Source organism: Corynebacterium tapiri (genome assembly GCF_006334925.1).
Taxonomy (GTDB): Bacteria; Actinomycetota; Actinomycetes; order Mycobacteriales; family Mycobacteriaceae; genus Corynebacterium; species Corynebacterium tapiri.
In genome coordinates this window covers 120,683-146,614 of sequence record NZ_VDHJ01000008.1, presented here as the reverse complement: position 1 = coordinate 146,614, position 25,932 = coordinate 120,683, and the positions used below count along the sequence as shown (strand labels likewise).

Sequence of the window (25,932 nt, the reverse complement as noted above, 5' to 3'; positions counted from 1 at the left end):
GACCCGGTGGAAATCTACGCGGCGGATCGAGGACCGCGGGCACCGTAGGCGTCGAAAAGCGCGGCAATCTGGCGCAACATGGGGCGCGCTCCTTGAGGGCCATTGATGTCGGAATAGGAGAAGCGGGCAACGATGAAGCCGGCGTTTTGCAGCGCCTTCTCCCGGTCACGTTCGCGACGAATCGCTTCATCTGTGGTGCGGCCGAAGGTCTGTCCGTCGTACTTGATGGCCCCATCGACTTCTACGATGAGCCAACCGTTGAGGAGAAAATCGACCCGAATGAGGTGTGCGCTGAGTGTGCATTCCCACTGTTCTTCTACGGAGAAGAGGCGGGGATCGTCCCAGGTGGTCCACGCCAAGCGAGCGAGAGATTCCAGTGCACTCTCTGCTTTGCCCGTACTCAGTTTGGCTGCTTTCCGTGCCTGAGCAATGCCAGTCATATTCGAGCAATCGGCTAGGTATTGATCGAGGGATTCCGGCGAAGACCTGCTCCATTGCAGGGCCGAATCCATAGCTACGACGCCTTCGGTAACACCGTGGAAGCGAGCTACGTCGATGACGGTTCTTCCTAAGGTGGTGACGCGGGCGCCGTCGTAAAGCTGAGTCTCATCTTCGCGCAAGCGCGAGCCACGAAACCGTACCAAGCCGGGGATGCTGCGTCCGTACCCCGGGCGTCGGCTGCGGATGTAGGAGAGCTCGACCTCGGTAGATGTGCTGAGGCAAGAAAGCCCGTAGATGCGTGCTGCGGACAGCGACACCAAGACGGCCCGGTCGCTGGCTTTGGCGTATGCCCAGGCATATAAACGAGCGCGTTCCCACGGAGTGGCCGTATTAAGCGCTTCTTTGCGGATAGCGACTTCCGCGTTGAGCCTGACGAGTTCCCCGGTGGCGAGTTGGCGCTTGATTGCGTGGTCGTCGTGCTGAAGTTTTCGCAGTTCGATGAGTTGAGTTGTGAAATTTTCCCCCATGGTTGGGGAGTATGCCGAGGATCGGGGTTAGGCGCAGAGGTGCGGGGCTTAAACCTCTAAAGGAATCGGCACAAAGGACGCGAGAAAAGCTCACAGACCTCTAAAGGACGGCTTCTTTGTGCCCATTCCTTTAGAGGTCTGTCCAAAACTCCAGGGTCCCCGAAAACCAGCTAGGCCTCCGCGAGTGCGCGGTTGACAGCGCTGGCTACTGCGTCGAGCGAGGCGCGCGTCGTCGAGCCCGCGATGCCCACGCCCCAGACCTGGGTGCCATTGACGTCCGCGTAGATGTAGCAGGCGGCCTCGGCGTCGTCACCTGAGGAGCGCGAGCGCTGGGTGTAGTCGAGCACCTCGAGGTCGACCCCGATCTTCTCCAGCGCGTTGGCGTAGGCCGCAATCGGGCCGTTGCCGGTGCCGGAAATCTCCTGCTCGGAGCCCCGGAAAGTCACGGTGGCAGTCAGGGCAGCCTCGTCTTCTTCGGCACCATCGACGTGGATGTGGGTGTGCTCCAGGACTTCGTCGCGATCCAGGTACTCGCGGGCGAAGAGGTCGAACATGTTCTTGGAGTTGACCTCGCCACCCTCGGAGTCGGTGACAGCCTGTACGACCGAGGAGAACTCGGGCTGCATGCCGCGCGGCATGTTGATGCCGTGGTCGGTCTTCATAATGTAGGCCACGCCGCCCTTGCCGGACTGCGAGTTCACGCGAATGACGGCCTCGTAGTCGCGGCCGACGTCCTTGGGGTCGATCGGCAGGTAGGGGACCTCCCACGTGACGCCGCGCAGCTCGTCCCAGCTGACCTGGGTGTTGTCGGCGCCTTCCTTGATCTTGGCGGCCATGGCATCCAGGCCCTTGTTCACGGCGTCCTGGTGGGAGCCGGAGAACGCGGTGAAAACCAGGTCGCCGCCGTAGGGGTGGCGCTCGGGAACGCGCAGCTGGTTGCAGTATTCGACGGTGGAGCGGATCTTGTTGATGTCCGAGAAGTCGATCTGCGGGTCAACTCCCTGGGTCAGCATGTTCAGCCCGAGGGTGATCAGGTCGACGTTGCCGGTGCGCTCGCCGTTACCGAAGAGGCAGCCCTCGATGCGGTCGGCACCCGCGAGGTAGCCCAGCTCTGCAGCGGCGATGCCCTCGCCACGGTCGTTGTGGGGGTGCAGGGAGAGGATGATGGCGTCGCGACGCGCGAGGTTGCGGTGCATCCACTCGATGGAATCCGCGTAGACGTTGGGCGTGATCATCTCCACGGTCGACGGCAGGTTGATGATCATGGGATCTTCTGGGGTGGCACCCATGATGTCGACGACCTCGTTGCAGACCTCCAAAGCGAAGTCCAGCTCGGTGCCCGTGAAGGACTCCGGCGAGTACTCCCAGCGCCAGTGGGTATCGGGGTAGTCGGCTGCGATGGACTTGATCAGCTCGGCGGCGTCGGTGGCCAGCTTCTTGATGGCCGGGCGCTCCTTACGGAACACGACCTTGCGCTGCAGCTTCGAGGTGGAGTTGTAGAAGTGAACGATGACGTTCTTAGCTCCCGCGCAGGCCTCGAAGGTGCGGCGGATCAGATGCTCGCGCGCCTGGACCAGGACCTGGATGGTGACGTCGTCCGGGATCATGTTCTTCTCGATGATCTCGCGCACGAAGTTGAAGTCCGTTTGAGAGGCGGACGGGAAGCCGACCTCGATTTCCTTGTAGCCCATCTGCACCAGCAGTTCGAACATGCGGCGCTTGCGCTCGGGGCTCATGGGGTCGATCAAAGCCTGGTTGCCGTCGCGCAGGTCGACGGCACACCACTGCGGAGCGCGCGTGATCTTTTTGTCGGGCCAGGTCCGGTCCGGCAGCTGGATGTCCTCAACTTCCTGGGCGAAAGACAGGTAGCGGTTCACAGGCATGCTGGAAGCTCGCTGCTTGTTCCAGGAGGGCTGGTCGGCAGGGATCTCACCGTTGGGGGTGCGGATGTCGGCCGGTGCAGAGAAAAAAGAATCGTTGGAGCTCATAGTGTCCTTCTTACGTGAAGTGTGCTCACGGCCGGCGCGAGGAACTACGCGACGGGGTGCCGGCCGTGACATTCGGCTGAAGAAGAACTAGGCCCCGCCGCGGCGTAGAAGGAGCTGCGCCCTAGCGTTCATGCGAACCCACTGTAGTGATCCGCGTCTCTCCTGTCCACAGCGTGGCGAGTAAATCTCACGGCATGGAACGGATCTATATACCCCGACGAGACAAGAGGACGGTAGAGGCAATCATGACCACCAGGGAGACTGCCATCGCGCACCACCCGGCGATTGTCTTGACCTGAAACTGCTCACCGAGGACGGCATAACCCAAGCTGAAGGCGAAAACTGGCTCAGCCGCTGTCATGGCCGGCAAGCTATGGCGCAGCTGTCCGGCATTAAAGGAATACTGCTGCACAATGGTGCCCAGGGTGGCTCCGGCGATGAGCGCGTAGGTCTCCCAGGAGGTCAGAACACTAAAGACTCCCTGGTTGACTGCGATGTCCACGAATCCCTTCGACAGCACGGCGACGTAACCGAAGATTCCGCCGGTGACGATGCCCAGGGTCAAGGCGCGCGGCGGGCCCTGCATCCAGCGAGCCGCGATCCCCAGTCCGGTCATGACCAATAGGCCGAGGGCCAGCGCCCACATCCAGCGGCTAAGCGGGGGATGCGGATCTCCGGGGGCGGGGCGGCCGAGCAAGACCAGCACTGTTACGGCAATGGTGAGCAGGCAGGACCAGATGATTTCTTGGCTGTGCAGCCTTCGGCCGTCGTAACGCGCCGCCAGCGGCAGAGTAAACATGAGCGACAGCACCAGGATCGGCTGGACCACCAGCAGCGTGCCAAAGGCCAGGGCGATGATTTGGAAGCCATAACCCAACAGCGCCGTGGACGTTCCGGCCCACCAGAGAGGGCGGGTGATGGCGTTGATCAGCGGAGAGCCCTTGAGCGTTCCGTCGAGTGTGGCCTCACCGGCGATGCGGTGGCGTACGACGGTGCCCCACGCGATCGTGAGAGCAGAAGCGAGGGCGAAGATCACCGCCACGAGGTTGTTGTGCACGCGCGTTACTTTACCGGTAGCCACCCGGGCTTGATCTTGCAACTATGATGAACCGAGCAGTCTATTGTGGCTGTCAGAACTTAGTACCCGGCAATTGTTAGAGGGTGAACACAACGTGGCGTTAGTTGTTCAGAAATACGGTGGGTCTTCCCTGGAGTCCGCTGAGCGAATTCGTGCGGTAGCGCAGCGAATTGTCGCCACGAAGAAGGCCGGAAACGACGTCGTTGTGGTGTGTTCCGCCATGGGCGACACCACCGACGAGTTGCTGGATCTAGCCGAGCAGGTCAATCCCGTTCCGCCAGCCCGCGAGATGGATATGCTGCTCACCGCCGGTGAACGCATCTCCAATGCGCTGGTTGCCATGGCGATTTCCAGCCTGGGCGCAGAGGCCCGCTCGTTTACGGGTTCCCAGGCGGGCGTGCTTACGACGGAGCGCCATGGCAATGCGCGCATCGTCGACGTCACCCCGGGGCGCGTCCAGGAGGCCTTGGACGAGGGCAAGATCTGCATCGTCGCTGGCTTCCAGGGCGTGAACAAGGAAACCCGCGACGTGACCACCCTGGGGCGCGGCGGCTCGGATACCACCGCGGTCGCCCTCGCCGCGGCGCTCAACGCCGATGTGTGCGAAATATATTCCGATGTCGACGGCGTCTACACCGCCGATCCCCGCATCGTGCCCGATGCCCAAAAGCTGGAGAAACTCTCCTTCGACGAGATGTTGGAGCTGGCCGCATCGGGTAGCAAGATTCTCGTCCTGCGCAGCGTGGAATACGCCCGGGCGTTTAACGTCCCGCTGCGCGTCCGTTCGTCGTACAGCAACGATCCCGGCACCCTAGTGGCCGGCTCAATGGAGGATATTCCCGTGGAAGAAGCAGTCCTGTCCGGTGTGGCAACCGACCAGTCCGAGGCCAAGGTCACCGTCATTGGCATTAAGGATCACCCGGGGGAGGCTGCCAAGGTCTTCCGCGTGCTGGCCGACGCTGAGATCAACATCGACATGGTGCTGCAGAACATCTCGGCGGTCGACGACAACACCACCGACATCACCTTCACGTGCCCGCGTGCCGACGGCCCCCGCGCCGTCGAGCTGCTCTCGGCGCTGAAGGAAGAGGGGGAGTGGAAGGACGTGCTTTACGACGACCAGATCGGCAAGGTCTCATTGGTCGGCGCGGGCATGAAGTCCCACCCTGGGGTGACCGCAGACTTCTCCGAGGCGCTGCGCGACGAGGGAATCAACATCGAGATGTTCACCACCTCCGAGATCCGGATCACCGCTGTGTTGCGAGAGACCGAACTGCCCAAGGCCACCCGCGCGCTGCACAACAAGTTCCAGCTGGGCGGTGACGAGATCGCCGTCGTTTACGCCGGAACCGGACGCTAAAGACACGTAAGAGAGGAATACCCAGATGACTACCGTTGCCGTTGTCGGCGCAACCGGACAAGTAGGACGCGTCATGCGCGACATCCTGCTGGAGCGTAAGTTCCCCGCAGATCAGGTGCGCTTCTTCTCTTCCCCGCGTTCGGCCGGCAAGCAGCTGGAGTTCGGGGAGCAGACTGTGGAGGTCGAGGACCTTACCCAGCAGACCGAGGAGAGCCTGCGCGGGATTGATATTGCGCTGTTCTCCGCGGGAGGCGCGACCTCGAAGCAGTGGGCCCCGGTGTTTGCTGCGGCCGGCGCGACCGTGGTGGACAACTCCTCGGCCTGGCGCAAGGACCCGGAGGTTCCGCTGATCGTCTCCGAGGTCAACCCGGCGGAGGCCGCAAAGGCACAGGGGATTATCGCCAACCCGAATTGCACCACCATGGCGGCGATGCCGGTGATGAGTGCCCTGCACAAGGCCAAGGGGCTGAACACGCTGCGGGTGGCTAGCTACCAGGCGGTATCGGGTTCCGGGCTGGCCGGAGTGGAAACGCTGGCGCGCCAGACCGCGGAAATCGGGGACCACAACGTGGAGCTCGCGCACGATGGTTCCCTGCTGGCTCCGGAGGACCTGGGCCCCTACGTCGCTCCGATCGCGTTCAACGCGGTGCCCCTGGCAGGCTCCATCGTGGACGACGGTTCGCTGGAAACGGATGAGGAGCAGAAGCTGCGCAATGAGTCGCGCAAGATTCTGGGCATCCCCGAGCTGCGTGTGTCGGCCACCTGCGTGCGCATCCCCGTCTTTACCGGTCACACCATGGTGATCCACGCCGAGTTTGACCAGTCGATTACCCCGCAGGAGGCAGAGGATCTGCTCCGGGACGCGCCGGGAGTCTCGCTCGTCGACGTGCCGACTCCGCTCAACGCGGCCGGCAAGGACGATTCCCTGGTCGGACGCATCCGCCAGGATCAGGCCGTCGCCGACAACAAGGGCCTGGTGCTGGTGGTATCTGGCGACAACCTGCGTAAGGGTGCCGCGCTGAATACCATCCAGATTGCCGAACTCCTGGTCTAGGAGTTCTTCTTCTCCTCGCGAGCGGCCGGCTCCGAGTGAGTCACGTAGGTAACGCCTGCGGATTCCTCGGTGCGGTCGTAGTCGGGGAGTTCGTCGTCTGCCTCGAGTTTGTCGTGGATTTCGTCGGTCAGGGACTCGGTGAAGTCCTTGTCCTCGAGGTTGGAGGCGGCGGTGAGTTTGGCTAGTTCGCGTTCGTTGCGCTTGGAGAAGCGCATGCGCGGGTCCATTTTGCGTTCGGTGAGGGCGAGTGCGCGGGCGCGGCGGCGGCCTTCGGAACGCAGCTTTGCTCCACCGCGGATCCACGCGGTAGACAGCACGATGATCATGAGGATGCCCAGGTATCCCAGGGCCGGGTAGACGTAGGAGACCAGCGTCTTAAAGCCGGCGAAGGACAACGCGAAACCGATCAGGCACGTCACGATGAACACCGGACGGAACAGGTGACGGCGTGTGCGCGTCAGGCGCTTGCCCAGGGCGTAGAACATGCCGATGGCGGTGTTGAAGATCATGCCGTAGACCACGAAGGTCATGACCACGCCCATCCACGGGTGAATCTCATTGATGAGGGTGAGCACCGGCATGTCGGTGCCGTTGACAGTCTCGACCTGAAGGAAGAGCGCGGAGACCAGCAGCATGAGCATGACCAGGTAGAAGATTCCGCCCAGCAGGCCGCCGTAGCCGGCAGCCTTGGTGTCCATGAAGCTGCCGCCGATCACGATGGCCATGGACACGGCAGTCATGACGTTAAGCCCGGTGTAGTTCAGGGCGGAGATCCACCAGTTGGGCAGGGTGGTTTCCACGCTGCGCGAGGCCTCATCGAGAGCTGCCAGGTTCCAGTCGGAGGTCACCAGGGTGTACACGGTGACAAAGACGACGAAGATGATCACAAAGGGGGTCACGGCGCCGATGACGGCAGTGACCTTTTCCACGTCCATCATGCCGGTAATCAGCACCAGCACCAGCATGATCACAGCGCCAACCCACAGGGGTAGGCCGAACTGCTGTTGCAGGTTGGAGCCGCCGCCGGCGAACATGACGAAGCCGATGGAGAAGAGGGTCACGATGGTGGAGATGTCCAGAATCCACGCGACTACCTTGTTGGAGATGCGGCTGAGCACACTCATGTGCTCCTTGGCCTGGTAGTAGCTGCCAAGCTGCAGCAGGGCCACTGCAACAACGACCATGAGTAGTGAAGCAAAGACTGCGCCTACCAGACCCCACGTGCCAAAGGCGACGAAGAATTGCAGGGCCTCCTGGCCGGAAGCAAAGCCGGCGCCAACAACGACGCCAGTAAAAGCGAGCGCAATGCCGAGAGCTCGTTTAAGCATGGGAGTTCTTCCTGTGTATGTTCCCTCCGAGTATGGCCCTGTGGATAGAGAGTGTCGCGTCGGTCTGCGACGGTCGTATTCCAGGGATCGGCGATCGATGCTCACACACTCGGGGTAGAAACTTAGTTAACTCCATTGATAACGATTGCGCCATAAAAAACGCCTCCCCTGGGGGAGGCGTTTGTCCTAATTACTCGTTTTCCGTGACGTCGCGGTGGTGGTGTTCACCCTGGGCCACGGGTTCGGTGTGGGCCACGTAGGTGACGTCCGCGGGTTCCTCGGTGCGGTCGTAGTCGGGGAGTTCGTCGTCTGCTTCGAGTTTGTCGTGGACTTCGTCGGTGATGGATTCGGTGAAGTCTTTGTCTTCGAGGTTGGAGGCGGCGGTGAGCTTGGCCAGTTCGCGTTCGTTGCGCTTGGAGAAGCGCATGCGCGGGTCCATTTTGCGTTCGGTGAGGGCGAGTGCGCGGGCGCGGCGGCGGCCTTCGGAACGCAGCTTTGCTCCACCGCGGATCCAGGCGTAGGCCAGGACGGCGATCAGGAGAACGCCTAGGTAACCCAAAGCGGGGTAGACATAGGCGACTAGCGTCTTGAAGCCGACAAATGAGAGCACAAAACCCACCAAGCAGGTAACGATGAACACCACGCGGTAGCGGCTCGGGTTCTTGCGAGTCAGGCGCTTGCCCAGGGCGTAGAACATGCCGATAGCGGTATTAAAGATCATGCCGTAGACCACGATCGCCATGAATGCGCCCAGCCAGGGGTGGATGTCCGTCATCAAAGACAGCACTGGCATCGCGTCCCCGTTGACGGTCTCGACCTTGACAAACATGGCGGCCACCAACAGCACCAGCATGATGGTGAAGAACAGTCCACCGAGCAGGCCGCCGAAGCCCGCGGCCTTGGTGTCCATCATGTTGCCGCCGATCACGATGGCCATGGACACGCCGGTCATGATGCACAGGCCGATGTAGTTCAGGGCGGAGATCCACCAGTTGGGCAGGGTGGTGGCCACCTCAGCCTGGGAGTATTCGTTGAGGTGCGCGAAATTCCAGTCGGAGGTCACCAGGGTGTAGATGGTGACAAAGAGGATGGTCGCGATCACGAACGGGGTAATCGCACCGATCACGGCGGAGACCTTATTCACGTCCATCATGCCGGTGATCAGCACCAAGACGAGCATGAGGCCCGCGCCGGCCCAGAGGGGTAGGCCGAACTGCTGCTGCAGGTTGGATCCGCCGCCGGCGAACATGACAAAGCCGATGGAAAACAGCGTGATGATCGTGGAGATATCCAGGATCCAGGCAATCGCCTTGTTGGAGATGCGGCTGAGCACGCTCATGTGCTCGCGTGCCTGGTAGTAACTACCGAGCTGGAGGACGGCCACGCCCGAGATCAGCATGAGGGCGGAAGCCAGAAGAGCACCTGCCACGCCCCACACACCGAAGGCGACGTAGAACTGCAGGGCCTCCTGGCCGGAGGCAAAGCCGGCGCCGACGATGACGCCAGTAAAAGCTAGTGCGACTGATATGGCTCGCTGCCACATAATTTTGGCTTTCTATTTAGATAAAACAGGGCAATAGTCTTATCTAAACAGGTTGCTGCGCTTCTCGCTAATGCTCTCGGGAGGGGGTTGTCGAGCCGTCGATAAGCTCCTTGCGCGCGCGTGCCACCCGGGAGCGGATCGTGCCCACGCGTACGCCCGCGATGCGTGCGGCTTCGTCGTAGGAGTATCCCAGTACCTGGGTGAGGATGAGTGCTTCTCGACGATCCGGGTCCAGCTGGTCGATCATGGTGCGTGCGTCGATCCACGCGCTCCAGTCGGTGTCCGCCACGGTCGAGGTGGCGGCCGCGTCCTCGTATTCCGTGGCGGACTTGCGCGGTCGGGCCCGTTCGTGGCGAATGTTGTCGACCCAGGCGCGTCGCGCCAGTGAGAGCAGCCACGTGCGTGCCGAGGAGCGAGCGGCAAAGCGGGGGAGCGCGCCGAGGACGCGCAGGTAGGTCTCCTGGGTGAGGTCGTCGGCCGCCTCTGGGCCGGCCAGGTGTGCCAGGAGGCGCCACACGTCGCCATGGGTGAGCCGGATGAATTCGGCCAGCGCGCGCTTGTCGCCGCTGCCCGCGCGCAGGGCGAGTTCGGTTACTCGCTCGTCATCGCGCGGATCTTGGGGGGACACGAACATTGAGGGTAGCAGTGGAATGCTCAGGCACTGCGCGCTTGTCGACGCATGCATTCTGCTGCATGGAAATGATTTGTCCCTAAACTGGATACCGTTGCGTCCCCACGCAATTTCGCGGTAACCTATCAGTAGAAACGTTCTAATAGGAACTGTCTAACAATCGGAAGGTTAAAGCTATGACCGGCATCGATGACATCCTCAACCGGGGTGAGCGCACCAACGCGCACGCCCACACCACCAAGCTCAATGGTTCGCCCGTCCAGAGCGAAAACCACAGCGTCACCTCGGGCCAGCAGGGACCGGTGATCCTCAACGACATCCACCTCATTGAGAAGTTGGCTGCGTTTAACCGCCAGGTTGTTCCTGACCGCATCCCGCACGCCAAGGGCCTGGGGGCTTTCGGTGAGCTGCACATCACCGAGGACGTCTCTGCTTACACCAAGGCGTCCCTGTTCCAGAAGGGCACCGTCACCCCGATGGCTGCTCGCTTCTCCACCGTGGCAGGCGAGTCCGGCTCCCCGGATACCTGGCGTGACGTCCACGGCTTCGCCCTGCGCTTCTGGACGCAGGAGGGTAACTACGACATCGTCGGCAACAACACCCCCGTGTTCTTCATGCGCGACTCCGTGAAGTTCCCGGACTTCATTCAGTCCCAGAAGCGTCACCCGGCAACCGGCCTGCGCAGCGCCGACATGCAGTGGGATTTCTGGACCCGCACCCCGGAGTCCGCCCACCAGGTCACCTACCTCATGGGCGGCCGTGGAACTCCGCGCAGCGCTCGCGAGATGAACGGTTACGGCTCCCACACCTTCCAGTGGATCAATGCCGAAGGCGAGGCTTTCTGGGTCAAGTACCACTTCATCTCCGAGCAGGGCGTGCACAATCTCACCCAGGACGAGGCCACCAAGGCCGCCGGTGAGACCCCGGATCTGCACCGCCAGGACCTCTACGAAGCCATCGAGCGTGGCGACTTCCCGCGCTGGAGCGTCGAGGTTCAGATCATGCCGCTGGATGAGGCCGAGACCTACCGCTTCAACCCGTTCGACCTGACCAAGGTCTGGTCCAAGAAGGACTACCCGCGCAAGAAGATCGGCTACTTCGAGCTCAACCGCAACCCGGTGAACTTCCACGCGCAGATCGAGCAGATCGCCCTCGACCCCTCCAACCTGGTTCCGGGCGTGGGCTTCTCCCCGGACAAGATGCTGCAGGGGCGCATCTTCGCTTACTCCGATCAGCAGCGCTACCGCATCGGACCGAACTACCGTCAGCTGCCGATCAACCAGCCCGTCAACGGTGATGTGAACACCTACAGCCAGAACGGCCCGATGGCCTACCAGTTCAACGAGAACGGATCGCTGCCGTACTCCCCGAACAAGACCAACAAGGGCGCCGGCGTACTCGACAGCGGCGAGACCTCCGATCACTCCGCCGAGCACCCGGTGGTTGACGACGCCATGGTGGGCAACGACCAGCACGGTAACCAGCTCTACCGCGGCCAGTACGTCCAGCACGCCGAGGATGACAACTTCATCCAGGCCACCATCCTTTACCGCGACGTCATGAACGACGAGGAGAAGGAGGAGCTGGCCAACAACATCGCCGGCGCCATGGACGGTGTGAAGCCGGAGACTGAGCAGCGCTGCTACGAATACTGGACCAACGTGCACCCGGACCTGGGCGCACGCGTGAAGGAGATCTTCACCTCCTCCAAGTAGCGCGTAGACAATAAGAAACCCGCTGGCTTTTTACCAGCGGGTTTTCTTGTGCGACCTTAAGGCTTACTTGCCGGCACCCTCCGAGGCCGAGCCTTCGGGCGTTTCGTCGACGACGGTCACGCCGTAAATCGAGCGGGCCAGGTAGAAGGAACCCACCGAGGCGACGATCCAGGCGCCAGCAATGGCGAGCAGCGCGCGCAGGAAGTCGTGCAGGTCGAACCCGTGCTCGGCGATATCGTAGATGAGCTTGGCCACGATCAACACCGGAAACGCCACGGCGACGGTGGGGCCCATGAGGTTGGCCCGGGTCAGAGCATCCGGGGCACGCCACTGGGCGAAGACGGTGGCGACCACCATGAACGTGGCAAAGATGACCAGGATGGCCACGATAATTTCGACGAGGCTCATGCGATTTACCTCCGTCCTCGGGAAACGACGCGCGACATCGACAGGGTGGGCATCACGCCACCCACCAGGCCCGCCAGAATGGCGATCTCATAGGCGATGAAGGTGTCATTACGAATCGTCCAGATCAAGTAGAAGCACACCATGGCGTAGAACAGCATGTCCGACAGCACGGCGCGGCTGAGGATGTCCTTAGTAAGCAGGATCAAGGCCAGCCCGGCGAGCAGGCATAGGCCTACGGTGATCATGCACACCAGCAAAATCCACTCGAATGCACTCATGATCTACTCCTTCTCCTAATGCTCGAAGGGGCGGGTGAAGTCGTAGAGGCTCGGGTCGAGCTCTTCGGCGCTTCCTTGCCCGGGGACCCCATGGTCGATGCCCTTGACGTGTGGGGCGAGGCGCTCTTCCATCTCAGCCAAGCCACGAGTGGTCTCCGCGGGATCGACTCCGAAGGCATCCTGAACGAGCAGGATGCGCGGCTGACCCTCCCCGGCAGGCTCACGCAAACCCAGCGAGAGTGTCGACGGGGTGGCGGTGATCGACGTGGAGAACCAGAAGATGTGCCAGTCGCTGGTCACACGCAGCGGGTAGCGCACCACGATCGGGCTAAAACCCATGTCCGGGCGGATAGCCCGGATGGCAACCGACCAGCCGGCTGCGAAGATCTCCTTGATCAGCCACAGGGCATAGGTGAAGTAATGCATGCTCTAGCGTCCTTCCTGCAGGCCAGTCAGATCGGGCAGGCCCACTGCGTCGTCGCCCAACACCGCTGAGGTGTAGCTGTCGACGTCGAGAAGCGAATCCGTCGCCCCGTTGACGGCGTCCACGAGCGGGCCGGCCGCAACAAACATGAGCACCGAGATCGCCATCAGAGTCGCCGAGGGGGCGAGCAAGCGCCACCGCACGGTCAAGTTGTCGGGCACGCGCTGCATCGGGCGTCCCCAGAACACCTTGCGCCAGACGCGCAGCATGGACAGCAGCGCGCCGAAGGAAGCGATGATGATGGTGGTGATCACGACGATCGCCTTCACATCACCCGACTGCGCCGCCGCGACGACCAGCATGACCTTGCCCCAGAGTCCGGAGAACGGCGGGAATCCCAGCACCGAGAAGGAACCGGCGGCGAAGATAGCCGCGGTCCACTTGTCGCGGGAACCCAGGCCCGAGAGCTTGGACAGCTGGCCGGTGCCATAGGTCTCCTCGATCGCGCCGGAGTTCAGGATCAGCGCGCCGACGGTGATCATGTGATGCAGGGTGTACATCAGCGCCGCGGACAGGGCGACCCGCGGGTGCTCGGGGGCAAAGGCGAACATCACCAGGATGAACGGCATGCCCACGACCATCTGGTAAGCCAGAACCTTGCGGATCGAGTTCTCGGCAAGACCAGCGAAAGCGCCGATGATCATCGAGATCACCATGACGACGATGATCAGCCACTCGAAGCGCTTCTCGACGTCAAAGATGACCACGTAGATGCGCATGAGCATGTACACGGCGACCTTGGTGTGCAGGCCCGAGAACAATCCCATGACGGCCGCCGAGGTGTTGGGGTAAGTGCGCGGCAACCAGGTATGGACCGGGAACACGCCCGCCTTGACCACAATCGCGATGATGATTGCCCCCATGGCCACCGTCACCGGGCCGTTTCCGGCGGCCGCGGACTTGAGGGCCGCGATGTTAACCACACCGGTCACGCCGTAGACGATGCCCACGCCGACCACGAGCAGCGTTGAGGCTGCCAGGTTGACCAGGATGAACATGCGGCTGGCGCGGAGGCGATCTCGTCCGCCCGTCATGGCCATGAGGCCATAGGAGGGCAGGAGCATGACCTCGATCATGACGAAGAAGTTGAACAGATCCGCGGTGAGCAAGGCGCCGTTCACACCGGTGATCAGGATCAAGGTCAGAGACGGGTAATAGCGGGAGCGGGTTTCACCGGTGGCCGTGGCAAACCAGTTAGCGATCGTGGCCACCAGCATCGTGGTGAAAAGCATGATCGCCGAGAACTGATCCGCGGCGAAGGTGATGCCGACGTTGCCGGGGTACAGGCCGATGACATGCGCGACCGTGCCGTGGTCCTGGACGTGAGCAAAGAGCGCGACAGACGCGATCGCGAGGATCGCCGGAACAGCGATGTGTAAAGCATCGCGGATCCACTTGGCAGGGCTAAGAACTACGACCGCAGCCAGAATGAGCGGAGTGGCGACGAAGAGGGGGAGGGTGGCGTCGATGGTCACTTAGGCACCTGCCTTCTTCTGCGCACGGCTGGCCGTGCTGCCTTTCCGGGCTCGACGAGCCTGCTTTTCACTTGCTTTAACCTCCCGGGCGCGCTGGGAATCACGTCCCAGCGTGGAGAACGGGTCAGCGGTTTCGTGCACATCCGGTGTGCCGTCATCGATGCCGGGACCCTCGTGTCCGCCCTCATCCTCGGTGTCGTCGTCGGCGCCCAGCGCGGCGGTTGCCAGGAGGATGGTCGTGGTCGCCATGGCGATCACGATGGCGGTGAGTACAAAGGCCTGGGGGAGGGGATCGGCAGCCTGGTCTACGTCGCGCATGCCGACGAAGGCCTCGCCGCGCCAGGCACCCACGCCACCGGCGAGCAGCAGGAGGTTGGCGGCGTGAGACATCAGGGACATGCCAAAGATCACGCGCACCATCGAGCGCTGGAGCACCAGGTAGACCGCGCCCGCCACCAGAATGGCAATTGTGGTGGACAAAATCATTACGCGTCCTCCTTCGGGTTCGGGTGGTTGCCCGAGGTGGGATCGGCAGCCACGCCAAGCGGATTCTCCGCCGGGTTGATGGGACGCGGGAAGTCCTCATCCACATCTCCCGTGTACTCCACGTCGGGGACGTCGGGCAGCTCGCTCTTGAGGCGCGAGTAGTTGAGGTCGTCCACAGACGACACGCCCGGGCGCAGGTAGTCACCGAGGGCATTGATGGCCTCGGTGATCATGCCCAACACCGCCAGATAGATGCCGGCATCGAAGATCAGCGAGGTGGTCACGTGCTGCCCCAGGATGTGGCCGTGGATGGCGTAGAGGAAGCCACCCTCGAGCAGGCCAGCGAAACCGGAGGAGATGGCAACGATGATGCCCACTCCCGACAGGAACATCGGCGTCTTGCGCGAGACCACCGGAGAGTCCGACTTCTGCGAGAGGTAGGACAGCCCGAAGGCGGTCGAGAGCACGAGGGCGGCAACGAAGCCACCACCCGGAGCGGTGTGGCCGCGGAAGAAGATAAGCACGCTGAGCACGATGAGGACCGGCAAGACCAGCTTGAACACCATGCGCAGCGGCAGGGCGTTGAGTTCGGACTGGCCAAACGGGGCCGGGTGAGTACCGCGCAAGAAGGGGTAGCGCGGCATCGTGGTGACCATGGCAGCCAGCACGACTGCGCCCATGCCCAGCACGGACAGCTCGCCGAGGGTATCGAATCCACGGAACTCCACGATGATCACGGCGACAATGTTGTTGCCCCCGGTGATCTCCTTGCCGTGGTCCAGGAACCACATAGCCAGGTCGGAGCGGTCGCGTCGTCCCAGCAGGGCGTGGGAGGCCGCGAAAGCAACTACGCCGGAGAGCAGGGCGAGCACGATGCTGATCTTCTTGCGGGTCGGCCCGACGAGGAAGAAGGTCTTGGGCTGGTGGCGAACCACCAGCATGATCACGATGACGGTGAGCGACTCGACCAGGAACTGGGTAAGCGCTACGTCCGGTGCACCCAGCAGCAGCATCTGCAGGCTCATGCCCACGCCGACACCACCCAGGAGGATGGCAGCCGTCAAGCGGGTACGAGTGAGCACCAGGCCGGCGACCGAGCCCAGGATGATGGCCAGCGGGAGGAGGTCCCACGGGTTGTCCAGGCCGTCGGCACGCGGTGCCAGCGCCACGCCATCCACGCCGCCGGCGATCCAGGAGTTGACCAGGGTGGTACCACCCAGCACCACGATCAGCGCGATCATGCCCGACAGGTGGCGGGACGGATCGAGCGAGTCAGCGATCCAACCCAGCTTGCGGCCAGACCACTCGGCGCTGCGGGTGATGGAGTGCAGCGCGTCATTACCAGTGACCGGGGACAACGTGGTGTTTTCGAAGAAGTTCCACACTCGGCGGCGGTTGATGGCCACGAATACGCCGGCCACCAGCACGATGACGGTGATCAGCAGCGGGATGGTCAAGCCGTGCCACAGGGCCAGGTGGGAGTGGTGGTGAGTATCCGGGGCGATGGCCTTGACTGCCGCGTCGACGGGGGCGTCGAGAAGCGGAAGCAGGAACGCCAAGGGAAGCGAAAGCAATCCCGGAAGTGCCGCCGGCAGCCACAGACGCACCGGAGCCTCGTGCACGCCCGAGACGTCGCGCGGGCCGTCGAAGAATGCGCCAAAGATGATCTTGGCGGAGTAGCTGAAGGTCAGCAGCGCAGCCACGCCCGCGAGAGCAAGCAGCAACCAGGAGGCGGCCGGGGCCTCCTCGAACGCGGTGAGCATGCCCTCCTTGGACACGAATCCGAACAGCGGCGGAATCGAGGCCATGGACGCCGCGGCGATCGCGGTGGAGCCAAAGGTGAAGGGCATCTTGCGCCAGAGCGGGCCCAGGCGCGTCATGTCACGCGAACCGGCCTCGTGGTCGACGACGCCGATGAGCATGAACAGCGAGGACTTGAACAGCGCGTGTGCCAGGGTGTGCACCAGCGCGGCGGCCAGTGCAGCGGGAGTCCCCACGCCGATGGTGGCCACGATCCAGCCCAGGTGAGACACCGTGGAGTAGGCAGTCAGCTGCTTCAGGTCGGTTTTTTGCAGGGCGAAGGCAGCGCTGATGAGCGCCGTGAACATACCGACGATGATCAGCGTGGCATTCCACGCGGGCACATCATGAAAGACCGCGCTGAAACGCAGCAGGAGGTACACACCAGCCTTGACCACGGCGGCCGCGTGCAGGAACGCCGAGACCGGGGTGGCAGCGGCCATGGCCTCGGGCAGCCAGAAGTGGAAGGGGAACTGCGCGGCCTTGGTAAAGGCAGAGGCAGCAATCAGCAGCGCCACCAGCACGGTCATACCGGGGCGCTGATCCCAGACGTCGGAGGCGAGGATCTGCGTCAGGTTGGTCGTGCCCGCCGCCATGGTGGCAATCGCCAGGGCAGCCAGCAGCGTCAGACCACCCACGAAGGTGAGGATGAGGGTGCGCGAGGCACCGTCGGCACCCGAGAGTCCCGAGCGCGCGATCAGCATGAACGACGCGAGCGAGACCAGCTCCCAGCCAATGAAGAGCACGAGGACGTCATCCGCGGTGACCAGCAACAGCACCGACAAGGTGAAGGCGGTCATGATCAGGTAGAAGCTTAAGTTGCCGTCCTTCTTGGGCAGATACGCCGCGGAATAGACGAACACCGCAGCGCCGATAATCAGCGCAAGCAGGGCGAAGAACAAACTCAGGCCATCTGCCTTTAGCGAGAAGACCACGTCCGTCGTGGGGCCGAACACCCCCCGAGCCCACGTTATTGAATAGGTCAGCGCCTGACCGTTCCACACGGCTGACGCCTCTCGCGCCAGCGCTACAGCGCCTATGGCAAAGAGGGCGGCCAGCGGGTAGCCAGACGCCCGGTCCATCACGCGCACCGCCACTGGGGACAGGACGACAGCGGAGGCCACGGCGAGGATCGCTACTAGAAGCGCCATCGACTCCTCACTTCTGGTTGAGCTTTATGCATTAAGCCCGTATCACGTTACACGTTGCGAAAAGTTCGGAGTGCCTCGAGAGTTTCTTAGAGAACGCTGGATACCGTGAGAGGTTATGCGTCGCCAACTCCTCTTTCCCGCCCTCTGCGTGCTCATCCTGTTAGCCGCGGCCGGGGTGGCCGCTTTCGCCCACCTTGAACCCTCGAAGTCCTGGACCAACGAGGCGGGAGGCGCGCCGAGCGTGAGCGCTGCCGGACAGTCGCCCGAGGTGCAGCAGGCGCGCCGGGCTGCCGGCGAAGCAGCCAGCCAGTCCAGCCTTCTGACCAGCGGAACTACGCAGCTTCAGGATGGGGCCCGTGCGCTTGAGGGCGGCACGGCCAAGCTGGCCGAGGGAACCAACGACGCTGCGGAAGGCTCGCAGAAGCTTGCCGACGGCCTCACCCAGCTCCAGGCGGGAGTCGGCCAGCTCGGTGCTGGGGCCACCCAGCTTGCCGACGGCGTGGACGCAGCCACCGCCCCGCTCATCGGCGCCGGGGCAGTATCGGGTCAGCTGGTGGGCAAGCTGGATCGCACGATCGCCGCCCTGGAGGGCAACCCCGACCCGGAGGTGGCCAAGGTACGCGAGGACTTGCGGGCACTGCGAGATCAGGCCAACGCCCTGCCCACAGATGCCAACGCGACCGCGGAGCTGGAGCGCGTGCGCAGCGGGGCCCGCGAGCTGGCCAATCAGCTGAATGCTCCGGGCTATGCCTTCCACGACGGGATCTACTCGGCGCACAAGGGGGCTCACGATCTGGCCGCTGGGTTGGACGACCTTTCGACCGGAGCCGCTGACGCCCACGCGGGCAGCACCCAGCTGCGCGAGGGCAGCGAACGAGTCAACACCATGGCGCAGGAGACCAACGACCGGGTCGGTGCCGTGAACCGGGCCCTGCCGGCACCGGCGTGGGGAGCTGCGAACACCGTGCGTGCCCTTCCCCCGCAGGTGGCGCTCCTGGTGGCAACACTGGCGGGTCTGATTGGCATCGCCGGCGGTTACCTTCTGCTTTCAGCTGCGGGGGCTCAGCGGCGCCTGCTCACCCTTGCCGTTGCCTCGGCACTGGGAGCTGTAACTGGGTTGGTCTGTCTCTTCGTCTTTGCCTCTGGCATGCCTGCGGCCGCGGCCGCGCTCTCAGGTGCGGTGTTGTTCCTCACTACGGCCTCTTCGGCGGGCTTAACGACGCTCGCCGTCCGCCTGGGAGGTCCAACCCTGGGCGCAGTGATGGTCCTGCTGGGCGCTTTGGTGCAGCTGGGATTTGTGGGATGGGTCTGGCGAGCAGCTGCCACCAGCCAGCTGCCTGAGTGGTCGTGGATAGCCGCAGCTACCTCCCCATTGAACTGGGCGACGGCGGCACTCGCCGCCTTGGGCAATGCCGGAAATTCCCACCTGACGTGGATCGCACTGGCAGTACTGGCCGGGCTCGCGGCGGTGACGGCAGTGTTTGTGGCACGGAGATCCCCGCTTACTGTCGACCGGAAGCATTAAGGCGGCCTTCCGGTCGACACCACAGATGCGCCATGCATCGCGCTGCGCGCCGTAGGACGATGAACAAAAAACGGCCCCAGGCAAATAATCTTGCCTGGGGCCGTACTAGTTGGTCGGGATAACAGGATTTGAACCTGCGACCTCCTCGTCCCGAACGAGGCGCGCTACCAAGCTGCGCCATATCCCGGTGCGTTCAGCGTTCCCAACAGGGCTGCGCGAACATCCACATACCTTAGACCAATGCCGGAGCGCACAGCAAAACTGCAGGTTATTCGGCCTTCTCGGTGAGAGTGATGAGCGTGGCGGAGGGGCGGCAGAAGAATCGGAACGGCACGTACTTGGAGGTTCCCAGGCCGTTGGAGACGTGCAGGTGCATGCCATCGAAAGTGCTTAAGCCCTGCACGCGGGCGGTGTCGATGCCGCAGTTGGTCACGATCGCGCGGGACCCCGGCAGGCAGAATTGCCCGCCATGTGTGTGCCCAGCCAGCGCTAGCTGGTAGCCATCGGCGGCGAACTGACGCAGGATGCGTGGCTCAGGGGAATGGGTCAGCGCGAGTCGTAGGTCAGCGTCGGGATTGGGGGTTCCCGCGATGGTGGAGTAGTCATCCAGGTCGTGATGGGGGTCGTCGACACCCGCAGCCGCGAGCCGCAGCGGGCCGACCTTGATCTCAATGCGCTGGTGAGTCGCATCGTGCCATCCGCGCTCGATCATGCCGGCGCGCAGGTCCTTCCATGGCAGGTCCACATGCGACGGCTCGCGCTTGCGCCCCAACAGGTAATTGAAGGGATTGGCAGGGCGAGGGGCCCAGTAGTCGTTGGTGCCAAAAACCATCATTCCTGGGCGGTTCAGCAGCGGCCCCATGGCGGCCAGCGCGTCAGGTACCGCGCGCTCGTCCGAGAGGTTGTCTCCGGTGTTGATCACCAGGTCGGGATCAAGGGCGTCGAGTGCGGATACCCAGGCGATCTTGGTGTCCTGGCCGGGGATCATGTGCAGATCCGAGATGTGCAGAATGGTGAAGCGCTCGCCCTCGCCCAGCGTGCCGGGCTCGAGGACCGGCGCGGTGACCTTCTTGAGCTCAAAGCGGCGCAGCTCGGAGTTTCCCCACGCAAGAAACCCCGCCCCAGCGGCGGTAGCGGCGAGGGCGGGGGCAAGCAGATGGCGAGGCTTAATCACCCTCGCCAGCCTACTAGAGGCCGAAATTGCGGCGGAACTCCTCCAGCGTGTTGTTGAGGTCCTCCACGGCGCGATCGAGCTCACTGGGGCCGGCAGGCTGTTCCGGTCGCTGCGGCGTTCCGGTGGTGCCGGGGGAGGAGGGGCTTGGCGACGCTGGCCGGGACCCCGTGCCATCAGAAATCTGCAGGACGACCTTGCGGTCGCGCTCAGGGGCCACGCCCACCACGGTGCCGCGCGGGTAGCCCGAGCCGCTGACATAGCTGGTCGAGGTCACCGAGTATCCCTTGGAGCTCAGCCGGTTGCGGGCCTGGGCCTCGGACTGGCCGCGCACCTCGGAAGCGATGGACTCCAACTCACCCTTTTCGTAGGCACCGCTGCTGCCGGACAGGCCGCCGGCCATGGCGCGTGGTAGCTGGTTGACGGTGCCAAAGAAAGTGCGAGCGGGCTCCTTGCCGCCGAAGAGGGTGCCTTCGCCACACTGGCGCACCGGCGAGGTGCACAGCGGGGCGGTGGAGGTTCCGTCGTTGAAGATGTACGGAGCCGCGGCGATCGCGTTGTTAAAGCCCAGGAACGCGGCCGACTGGTGGGACTCGGTCGTACCCGTCTTTGCGGCGGCCGTTCCGCCGAAGCCCAAGGCCTTGGCGGCCTCGGAAGCCGTTCCTTCCTTAATGTCCAGGGTCATGGCCTGGGAAAGTGAACCGGCCAGCTGGGGGTCAACGACCTGCTCGCACTCCGGGCGCTCGAGAGCGAGCTCATCGCCTTGCGGGTTGAGTACCTTTTCGATCGGGCTGGGCTCGCACCACATGCCCTCAGAACCGAGGGTGGCGCCAACGTTGGACAGCTCAAGCGGGTTAACCGGGGTCGGACCCAGGGTGTAGGAGCCGAGGTTTGCCTCCTTGAAGTAGGAGGCAATCGAGTGATCTTCGTTGTAGGTCCCGGGGTCGTCATAGGAGCGCAGTCCCAGCTTGACCGACATATCCACGACCGCGGGCACGCCTACCTGCTCGATGAGCTGCACAAAGGTGGTGTTCGGGGAGTGAGCCAAGGCCTCGGCCATGGTCATCTGCGGCTTGTAGGTGCCAGCGTTCTCCACGCAGTAGCGGCCCGGCGGGCAGTTGTCCGCACCGCCATCACCCAGGCCTTGGGCTTCGTAGCGGGTCGGGACAGGGAGAACGTCGTTAAGCCCGCGCCCCTGCTCAAGCGCCGCAGCCGCCGTGAACACCTTGAACACGGAGCCGGCGCCGTTGCCAACCAGGGAGGTGGGCTGGGGTAGATAGGTCTCCCCGGCTTCAGCATCAAGGCCGTAGTTGCGCGAGGACGTCATGGCCAGGATCCGGCGAGAGTCCTTGCCGGGCTCCACCACGTTGAGCACCTGGGCCACACCGGGCTGGGTGGGGCTGACGTTGGAGACCACCGTCGAGTGTGCGGCCTCCTGGGCCTGCGGGTCGAGGGTGGTGTTGATGGTCAACGCCTCGGTACGCAGCTGTTCCTCGTCGATGCCCTTGGCCTGCAGGTAGGTCAGGGCATAGTCACAGAAGAATCCGGCGTTACCGGAACCGATGCAACCATTGGTGGGGATGTTGGGGGACTCCAACACTCCGAGCGGTTCGCCAGCGTGCAGGTCGGCAGTGGCCTGATCGATGGCGCCAAAATCCACCATCGACTGCAAGACGGTGTTGCGGCGCGCAATCACCTCGTCGGTGTTGGTGTACGGGTTGAGATACTCCGAGGACTGGACCATTCCGGCCAGCATCGCCGACTGGGGGACGGTGAGCTGGGCGGCATCGACACCAAAGTACGTCTGCGCGGCCGACTGGATGCCGTAGGCGTGATTGCCGAAGGGGACGAGGTTGAGGTAGCGGGTGAGAATCTCATCCTTGCTCAGCTGCTTGTCCAGCTCGGTGGCCATGCGCATTTCTCGCAGCTTGCGCGGGATCGACTGCTCGGTGGCCGCCTGCTGCTCCTCTTCGGAGTCGGCGGTGACCAGCAGCAGGTAGTTCTTCACGTATTGCTGGTTGAGCGTCGAGGCGCCCTGTTCCACGCCACCGGCGAAAAGATTGGTCAGCAGTGCTCGGGCGGTGGATTGGATATCCACGCCGTCGTGCTCGTAGAAGCGGCGATCCTCGATGGAGACGATCGCGTCCTTCATGGGCTGGGCGATCTGATCAGGATTAACCGAGGTGCGGTTCTGCTTGAACAACCGGGCAATGGGCTGCCCGGTTGAGTCGTTGATCGTGGTCACCCCGGGGGTCCACCCAGAGGTCATATCCGCCAGGTTCGACTCCATGGTCTTGGTAGTGCGGTGCGCGGCGGCACCGGCGAGGCCAGCGGCGGGGGTGAGTGCAAGTGCGATGAGCACACCGGCTGCCAACGTGGCCAGGAGGACGTGTCCCAGGGATTTCTGTGCATTCACTCTCGACACATTACGGCCTCTACCCCCGATGTGGAACTGACAGCTACCCCATAATGTGTGATCTGTTCGACAATGTGGAAATTGTGTGAAAACCTTAACCAACACTGACAGTAGTTGGGTTTCTATAAGAAACAACTTGCCGCGAGTTGTTGTACGACGAACACGACAAGGAGCAGTCGAAGCGAATGAGCACGATGGTCACCGAGGCACCTCGACGCGATACCAAGATTGATGAGGCTCCGGAGGAATTTCGTCGTTCTCAGTGGGTAACCAAGGCGCGCTGCCGCGGGGCGGATCCGGAGGCGCTGTTTGTGCGTGGCGCTGAGCAGCGGGGCGTGGCCACCAGCGTGTGCGGCTCCTGTGCGGTGGCACAACAGTGCCTGGCCGATGCCCTGGATAACCGCATCGAATTTGGCGTCTGGGGTGGTCTCACCGAGCGCCAGCGCCGTGCGCTTCTGCGGGCAAACCCCGACGTGACCAGCTGGGCCCGTTTCCTTGCCGAGGGTGGAGAGATCGTCGCCCCGGGCCGCGGCGCCGCCCACTGCATCGCTGCCACCGAGCGCCAGCGTCCTGCGTAGGTAGGGTTGGGGCATGACTACTTGGGAATACGCAACCGTTCCGCTGCTGAGCCACGCCACTACCCAGATTCTGAACACCTGGGGTGAAGACGGCTGGGAGCTCGTGACCGTGACCCCGGGCCCGAACCCGGAGAACTCCATCGCCTACTTGAAGCGGGAGCGTTCCTAATATGTCGGCAACCAGCGCATTGCAGAAGCTTGGACTCCAGCTTCCCCCGGTGGCCGCGCCAGTGGCGGCCTATGTGCCGGCGGTAACCGTAGGAAACCAGGTGCACACCTCGGGCCAGCTCCCCTTCGTGGATGGGCAGCTGCCCGCCACCGGCAAGGTAGGCGCAGAGATCTCGGAGAAAGAGGCCTACGAGTACGCCCGCACCAGCGCGCTGAACGCTCTTGCGGCTATCGACGCGCAGGTGGGCTTGGACAACGTCACGCGAGTGATCAAGGTGGTCGTGTTCGTGGCCTCCGCCCCTGACTTCTACGGCCAGCCGCAGGTGGCCAACGGCGCCTCCGAGCTCGTGGGCGACGTATTCGGCGAGGCCGGCATCCACGCCCGCTCCGCTGTGGGCGTGGCGGTGCTGCCGAAGAACTCCCCGGTTGAGGTTGAGGTCGTCGTCGAGGCGCGCGTCTAAGAGTTGCTGTGCATCGCCTGATGCGCGGTAGGCTTAATACCCATGGAGCACCCTGCTTATAGCCAGCTTCGTCAGGTCACGGATTCGGCAGCCGTTGTGCTGTGCCCGAACCCGAGCTACGCGGCCCTCGAGGGAACAAATTCCTGGGTCGTGCGCGCGCCTGAAGACGAGGTAAGCATCGTCGTTGATCCCGGCCCCGAAGATGAGGGGCACCTCAATGTGCTCGCCGCTCGGGGAGAGCGCGTGGGACTGGTCGTGCTGACTCACCGTCACTACGACCACGCGGACAGTGCCGAACGCTTCCGCCAGCTCACCGGCGCTCCCGTGCGCTCCTTCGATCCGCGTTACTGTGCTGGGGGAGAGGCGCTTGTCGACGGGGAAATTCTCACCGTGGAGGATGTCACGCCTCAGGTAGAGGTCGTGCACACCCCGGGCCATACCCGCGATTCCGTCAGCCTTTTCGTCTACGGCGGTGAGGCTAAGAACTCCCAGCTCGAGGGCATCATCACCGGCGATACGCTCGCCGGCCGCCACACCACTATGATCTCCGAAACCGATGGCGACCTCGGTGACTACCTGCGATCCCTCGAGATTTTGCAGGAGCGCGGCAAGGACATCACCCTGCTGCCCGGGCACGGTGCCGAGCAGCCGGATGTGTCTGCGGTGGCGAAGAAGTACATCGAGCGCCGTCTCTACCGTCTGCAGCAGATTAAGGAGCAGTGGGAGCTCAAGGGGCGCGACATCAGCGTCGGGGAATTGGTCGACGCCATGTACCAGGACGTCGACCCGGTGCTGCGAGGTGCCGCAGAGCAGTCCACGCGAGTGGCCCTGCGTTACCTCGCTGAGCAGGAGTAATTAGCGCGCGCGCTTGGCCAAGTGCTCGGTGTCCACGATGACTACCGACTTGCCCTCCAGGCGGATCCATCCGCGGTGGGCGAACGTGGCCAGCGCCTTGTTCACGGTCTCGCGCGAGGCGCCTACCAGCTGAGCGATCTCCTCCTGGGTGAGATCGTGGTTCACGCGCAGGGCGCCACCCTCCTGGGTGCCGAAGCGATTGGCCAGCTGCAGCAGGGTCTTAGCCACACGGCCTGGCACGTCGGTGAAGATGAGGTCGGCCAGGGCCGCGTTGGTGCGGCGCAGGCGTCGAGCCAGCACGCGCAGCAGCTGCTGGGAGATCTCCGGGTGATCAGAGATCCACTTACGCAGCAGCTCAGAATCCATAGTTGCCGCGTGAACTTCGGTGACGCAGACGGCCGAGGAGGTGCGCGGGCCCGGATCGAAGATGGACAGCTCGCCGAACATGTCGGAGGGGCCCATGACGGTCAGCAGGTTCTCGCGGCCGTCGTTGGCGTGGCGGGCGAGCTTCACCTTGCCCGAGGTAATGATGTAGAGGCGGTCGCCAGGGTCGCCCTCGTCGAAGATGGTGGTTCCGCGGGTGAAACGGACGGTCTCCAGCTCCTTGATCAGGTTGTTGACGGCCGTCGGGTCTACCCCGTGAAAAATTCCTGCGCGGGCGAGAATTTCCTGGACGTTTTCCATAAGCTCTTCCTCTTGGCTACATGTGCGTGCCGGATTCACCGTGAAAATGCGCTCCGAATGGCGAGGTAGTGGAGAGTCCGGCGCTAGCGATTGATGCTATGTAACTTTTACCCGGTCTACCTTACCGTGTTTTTGGTCACGCTGGAGAAAGTAAAAGTGCAATAGTCACAAAACCTTTAAAGATAGTATCATGCGCCGGGATCGGGCGGGGTCGTATCCGGGCGCCGCAACACGGCGGACTCCATCTTTTCCATCCACATCGTAAAGAGGGCGAGCGCGAGCGGGGCTGCCAGGACGAGTAGGACGATCATGCCCAACATCCTAACC

At 63.2% G+C, this 25,932-nt stretch carries 24 protein-coding genes and 1 tRNA gene; 8 read left to right on the top strand and 17 right to left on the bottom strand.

All coding sequences use genetic code 11. The annotated features are described in order from the left end of the window. Window positions 1-14: 14 nt before the first annotated feature. The 3 genes from FHE74_RS06850 to FHE74_RS06840 form a co-directional block, all read right to left on the bottom strand. Window positions 15-968 carry a PDDEXK family nuclease gene (locus FHE74_RS06850; protein WP_139465761.1) on the bottom strand — a complete coding sequence of 318 codons (954 nt, stop codon included), beginning with the start codon at window positions 966-968 and terminating at the stop codon, window positions 15-17. A 170-nt stretch (window positions 969-1,138) separates the two neighbouring features. Then, window positions 1,139-2,956 (bottom strand): 2-isopropylmalate synthase, encoded by a 1,818-nt coding sequence (gene leuA, locus FHE74_RS06845; protein ID WP_139465760.1) that lies wholly within the window; start codon window positions 2,954-2,956, stop codon window positions 1,139-1,141. Window positions 2,957-3,161: 205 nt separating this feature from the next. Beyond that, window positions 3,162-4,013 (bottom strand): DMT family transporter, encoded by an 852-nt coding sequence (locus tag FHE74_RS06840; RefSeq protein WP_139465759.1) that lies wholly within the window; start codon window positions 4,011-4,013, stop codon window positions 3,162-3,164. A gap of 115 nt (window positions 4,014-4,128) precedes the next feature. On the opposite strand from FHE74_RS06840, the gene FHE74_RS06835 reads away from it, so the two are divergent. Both FHE74_RS06835 and FHE74_RS06830 read left to right on the top strand, forming a co-directional pair. Beyond that, a complete protein-coding gene (locus tag FHE74_RS06835) occupies window positions 4,129-5,394 on the top strand; it encodes an aspartate kinase (protein WP_139465758.1) in 1,266 nt (421 codons plus the stop codon). Between the two features lie 25 nt (window positions 5,395-5,419). Next, window positions 5,420-6,448 (top strand): aspartate-semialdehyde dehydrogenase, encoded by a 1,029-nt coding sequence (locus FHE74_RS06830; RefSeq protein ID WP_139465757.1) that lies wholly within the window; start codon window positions 5,420-5,422, stop codon window positions 6,446-6,448. Here the strand turns inward: FHE74_RS06830 and FHE74_RS06825 are convergent. The 3 genes from FHE74_RS06825 to FHE74_RS06815 form a co-directional block, all read right to left on the bottom strand. Next, the gene (locus FHE74_RS06825) at window positions 6,445-7,776 is read right to left on the bottom strand and encodes a YkvI family membrane protein (protein ID WP_139465756.1); all 1,332 of its coding nucleotides are present in this window, start codon (window positions 7,774-7,776) and stop codon (window positions 6,445-6,447) included. The genes FHE74_RS06830 and FHE74_RS06825 overlap by 4 nt on opposite strands. A 190-nt stretch (window positions 7,777-7,966) precedes the next feature. Next, on the bottom strand, window positions 7,967-9,319 hold the full coding sequence (locus FHE74_RS06820; protein ID WP_139465755.1) for a YkvI family membrane protein: 1,353 nt from the start codon (window positions 9,317-9,319) through the stop codon (window positions 7,967-7,969). A gap of 67 nt (window positions 9,320-9,386) precedes the next feature. Then, a complete protein-coding gene (locus FHE74_RS06815) occupies window positions 9,387-9,953 on the bottom strand; it encodes an RNA polymerase sigma factor (RefSeq protein ID WP_139465754.1) in 567 nt (188 codons plus the stop codon). Between the two features lie 173 nt (window positions 9,954-10,126). On the opposite strand from FHE74_RS06815, the gene FHE74_RS06810 reads away from it, so the two are divergent. Next, on the top strand, window positions 10,127-11,665 hold the full coding sequence (locus tag FHE74_RS06810) for a catalase (RefSeq protein ID WP_139465753.1): 1,539 nt from the start codon (window positions 10,127-10,129) through the stop codon (window positions 11,663-11,665). Between the two features lie 63 nt (window positions 11,666-11,728). Here FHE74_RS06810 and FHE74_RS06805 read toward each other — a convergent pair whose 3' ends face one another. Genes FHE74_RS06805 through FHE74_RS06780 form a run of 6 tightly spaced genes read right to left on the bottom strand, consistent with a single transcriptional unit; the run spans window position 11,729 to window position 17,747 of the window. After that, the gene (locus FHE74_RS06805) at window positions 11,729-12,073 is read right to left on the bottom strand and encodes a Na+/H+ antiporter subunit G (RefSeq protein WP_139465752.1); all 345 of its coding nucleotides are present in this window, start codon (window positions 12,071-12,073) and stop codon (window positions 11,729-11,731) included. 5 nt (window positions 12,074-12,078) lie between these two features. Beyond that, on the bottom strand, window positions 12,079-12,351 hold the full coding sequence (locus tag FHE74_RS06800; protein WP_139465751.1) for a cation:proton antiporter: 273 nt from the start codon (window positions 12,349-12,351) through the stop codon (window positions 12,079-12,081). A gap of 15 nt (window positions 12,352-12,366) precedes the next feature. Next, window positions 12,367-12,777, bottom strand: coding sequence for a monovalent cation/H+ antiporter subunit E (locus tag FHE74_RS06795; protein WP_139465750.1), 411 nt, complete (start codon window positions 12,775-12,777; stop codon window positions 12,367-12,369). A gap of 3 nt (window positions 12,778-12,780) precedes the next feature. Next, window positions 12,781-14,310: a monovalent cation/H+ antiporter subunit D family protein gene (locus tag FHE74_RS06790; protein WP_139465749.1), complete on the bottom strand. Its 1,530-nt coding sequence runs from the start codon at window positions 14,308-14,310 to the stop codon at window positions 12,781-12,783. Next, complete coding sequence (locus FHE74_RS06785; RefSeq protein ID WP_139465748.1) at window positions 14,311-14,796, bottom strand: cation:proton antiporter subunit C; 486 nt, start codon at window positions 14,794-14,796, stop codon at window positions 14,311-14,313. After that, window positions 14,796-17,747, bottom strand: a complete 2,952-nt coding sequence (locus FHE74_RS06780) for a DUF4040 family protein (RefSeq protein WP_139465747.1) — start codon at window positions 17,745-17,747, stop codon at window positions 14,796-14,798. The genes FHE74_RS06785 and FHE74_RS06780 overlap by 1 nt, the downstream gene beginning before the upstream one ends. Window positions 17,748-17,862: 115 nt before the next feature. Between FHE74_RS06780 and FHE74_RS06775 the strand changes: the two genes are divergently transcribed. Further along, a complete protein-coding gene (locus FHE74_RS06775) occupies window positions 17,863-19,272 on the top strand; it encodes a hypothetical protein (RefSeq protein WP_139465746.1) in 1,410 nt (469 codons plus the stop codon). Window positions 19,273-19,382: 110 nt separating this feature from the next. Here FHE74_RS06775 and FHE74_RS06770 read toward each other — a convergent pair. The 3 genes from FHE74_RS06770 to FHE74_RS06760 form a co-directional block, all read right to left on the bottom strand. After that, window positions 19,383-19,459, bottom strand: a tRNA-Pro gene (locus FHE74_RS06770). An 81-nt stretch (window positions 19,460-19,540) separates the two neighbouring features. After that, on the bottom strand, window positions 19,541-20,446 hold the full coding sequence (locus FHE74_RS06765) for a metallophosphoesterase (protein WP_425456331.1): 906 nt from the start codon (window positions 20,444-20,446) through the stop codon (window positions 19,541-19,543). A 13-nt stretch (window positions 20,447-20,459) separates the two neighbouring features. Further along, window positions 20,460-22,859: a penicillin-binding protein gene (locus tag FHE74_RS06760; RefSeq protein WP_246049215.1), complete on the bottom strand. Its 2,400-nt coding sequence runs from the start codon at window positions 22,857-22,859 to the stop codon at window positions 20,460-20,462. 194 nt (window positions 22,860-23,053) lie between these two features. On the opposite strand from FHE74_RS06760, the gene FHE74_RS06755 reads away from it, so the two are divergent. From FHE74_RS06755 to FHE74_RS06740, 4 genes are read left to right on the top strand one after another with little or no spacing between them, the layout of a single operon-like run. Then, window positions 23,054-23,437, top strand: a complete 384-nt coding sequence (locus FHE74_RS06755) for a WhiB family transcriptional regulator (RefSeq protein WP_246049218.1) — start codon at window positions 23,054-23,056, stop codon at window positions 23,435-23,437. 13 nt (window positions 23,438-23,450) lie between these two features. Then, window positions 23,451-23,606, top strand: coding sequence for a Sp36 family protein (gene sp36, locus FHE74_RS06750; protein ID WP_139465743.1), 156 nt, complete (start codon window positions 23,451-23,453; stop codon window positions 23,604-23,606). A gap of 1 nt (window position 23,607) precedes the next feature. Beyond that, on the top strand, window positions 23,608-24,066 hold the full coding sequence (locus tag FHE74_RS06745; RefSeq protein ID WP_139465742.1) for a RidA family protein: 459 nt from the start codon (window positions 23,608-23,610) through the stop codon (window positions 24,064-24,066). A 42-nt stretch (window positions 24,067-24,108) separates the two neighbouring features. Further along, the gene (locus tag FHE74_RS06740) at window positions 24,109-24,921 is read left to right on the top strand and encodes an MBL fold metallo-hydrolase (RefSeq protein WP_139465741.1); all 813 of its coding nucleotides are present in this window, start codon (window positions 24,109-24,111) and stop codon (window positions 24,919-24,921) included. Here the strand turns inward: FHE74_RS06740 and glxR are convergent, their stop codons facing one another. Both glxR and FHE74_RS10805 read right to left on the bottom strand, forming a co-directional pair. Further along, the gene (gene glxR / locus FHE74_RS06735) at window positions 24,922-25,605 is read right to left on the bottom strand and encodes a CRP-like cAMP-activated global transcriptional regulator GlxR (RefSeq protein ID WP_139465740.1); all 684 of its coding nucleotides are present in this window, start codon (window positions 25,603-25,605) and stop codon (window positions 24,922-24,924) included. It lies immediately after the preceding gene. 188 nt (window positions 25,606-25,793) lie between these two features. Beyond that, on the bottom strand, window positions 25,794-25,916 hold the full coding sequence (locus tag FHE74_RS10805) for a hypothetical protein (protein WP_281279412.1): 123 nt from the start codon (window positions 25,914-25,916) through the stop codon (window positions 25,794-25,796). Window positions 25,917-25,932 lie beyond the last annotated feature (16 nt).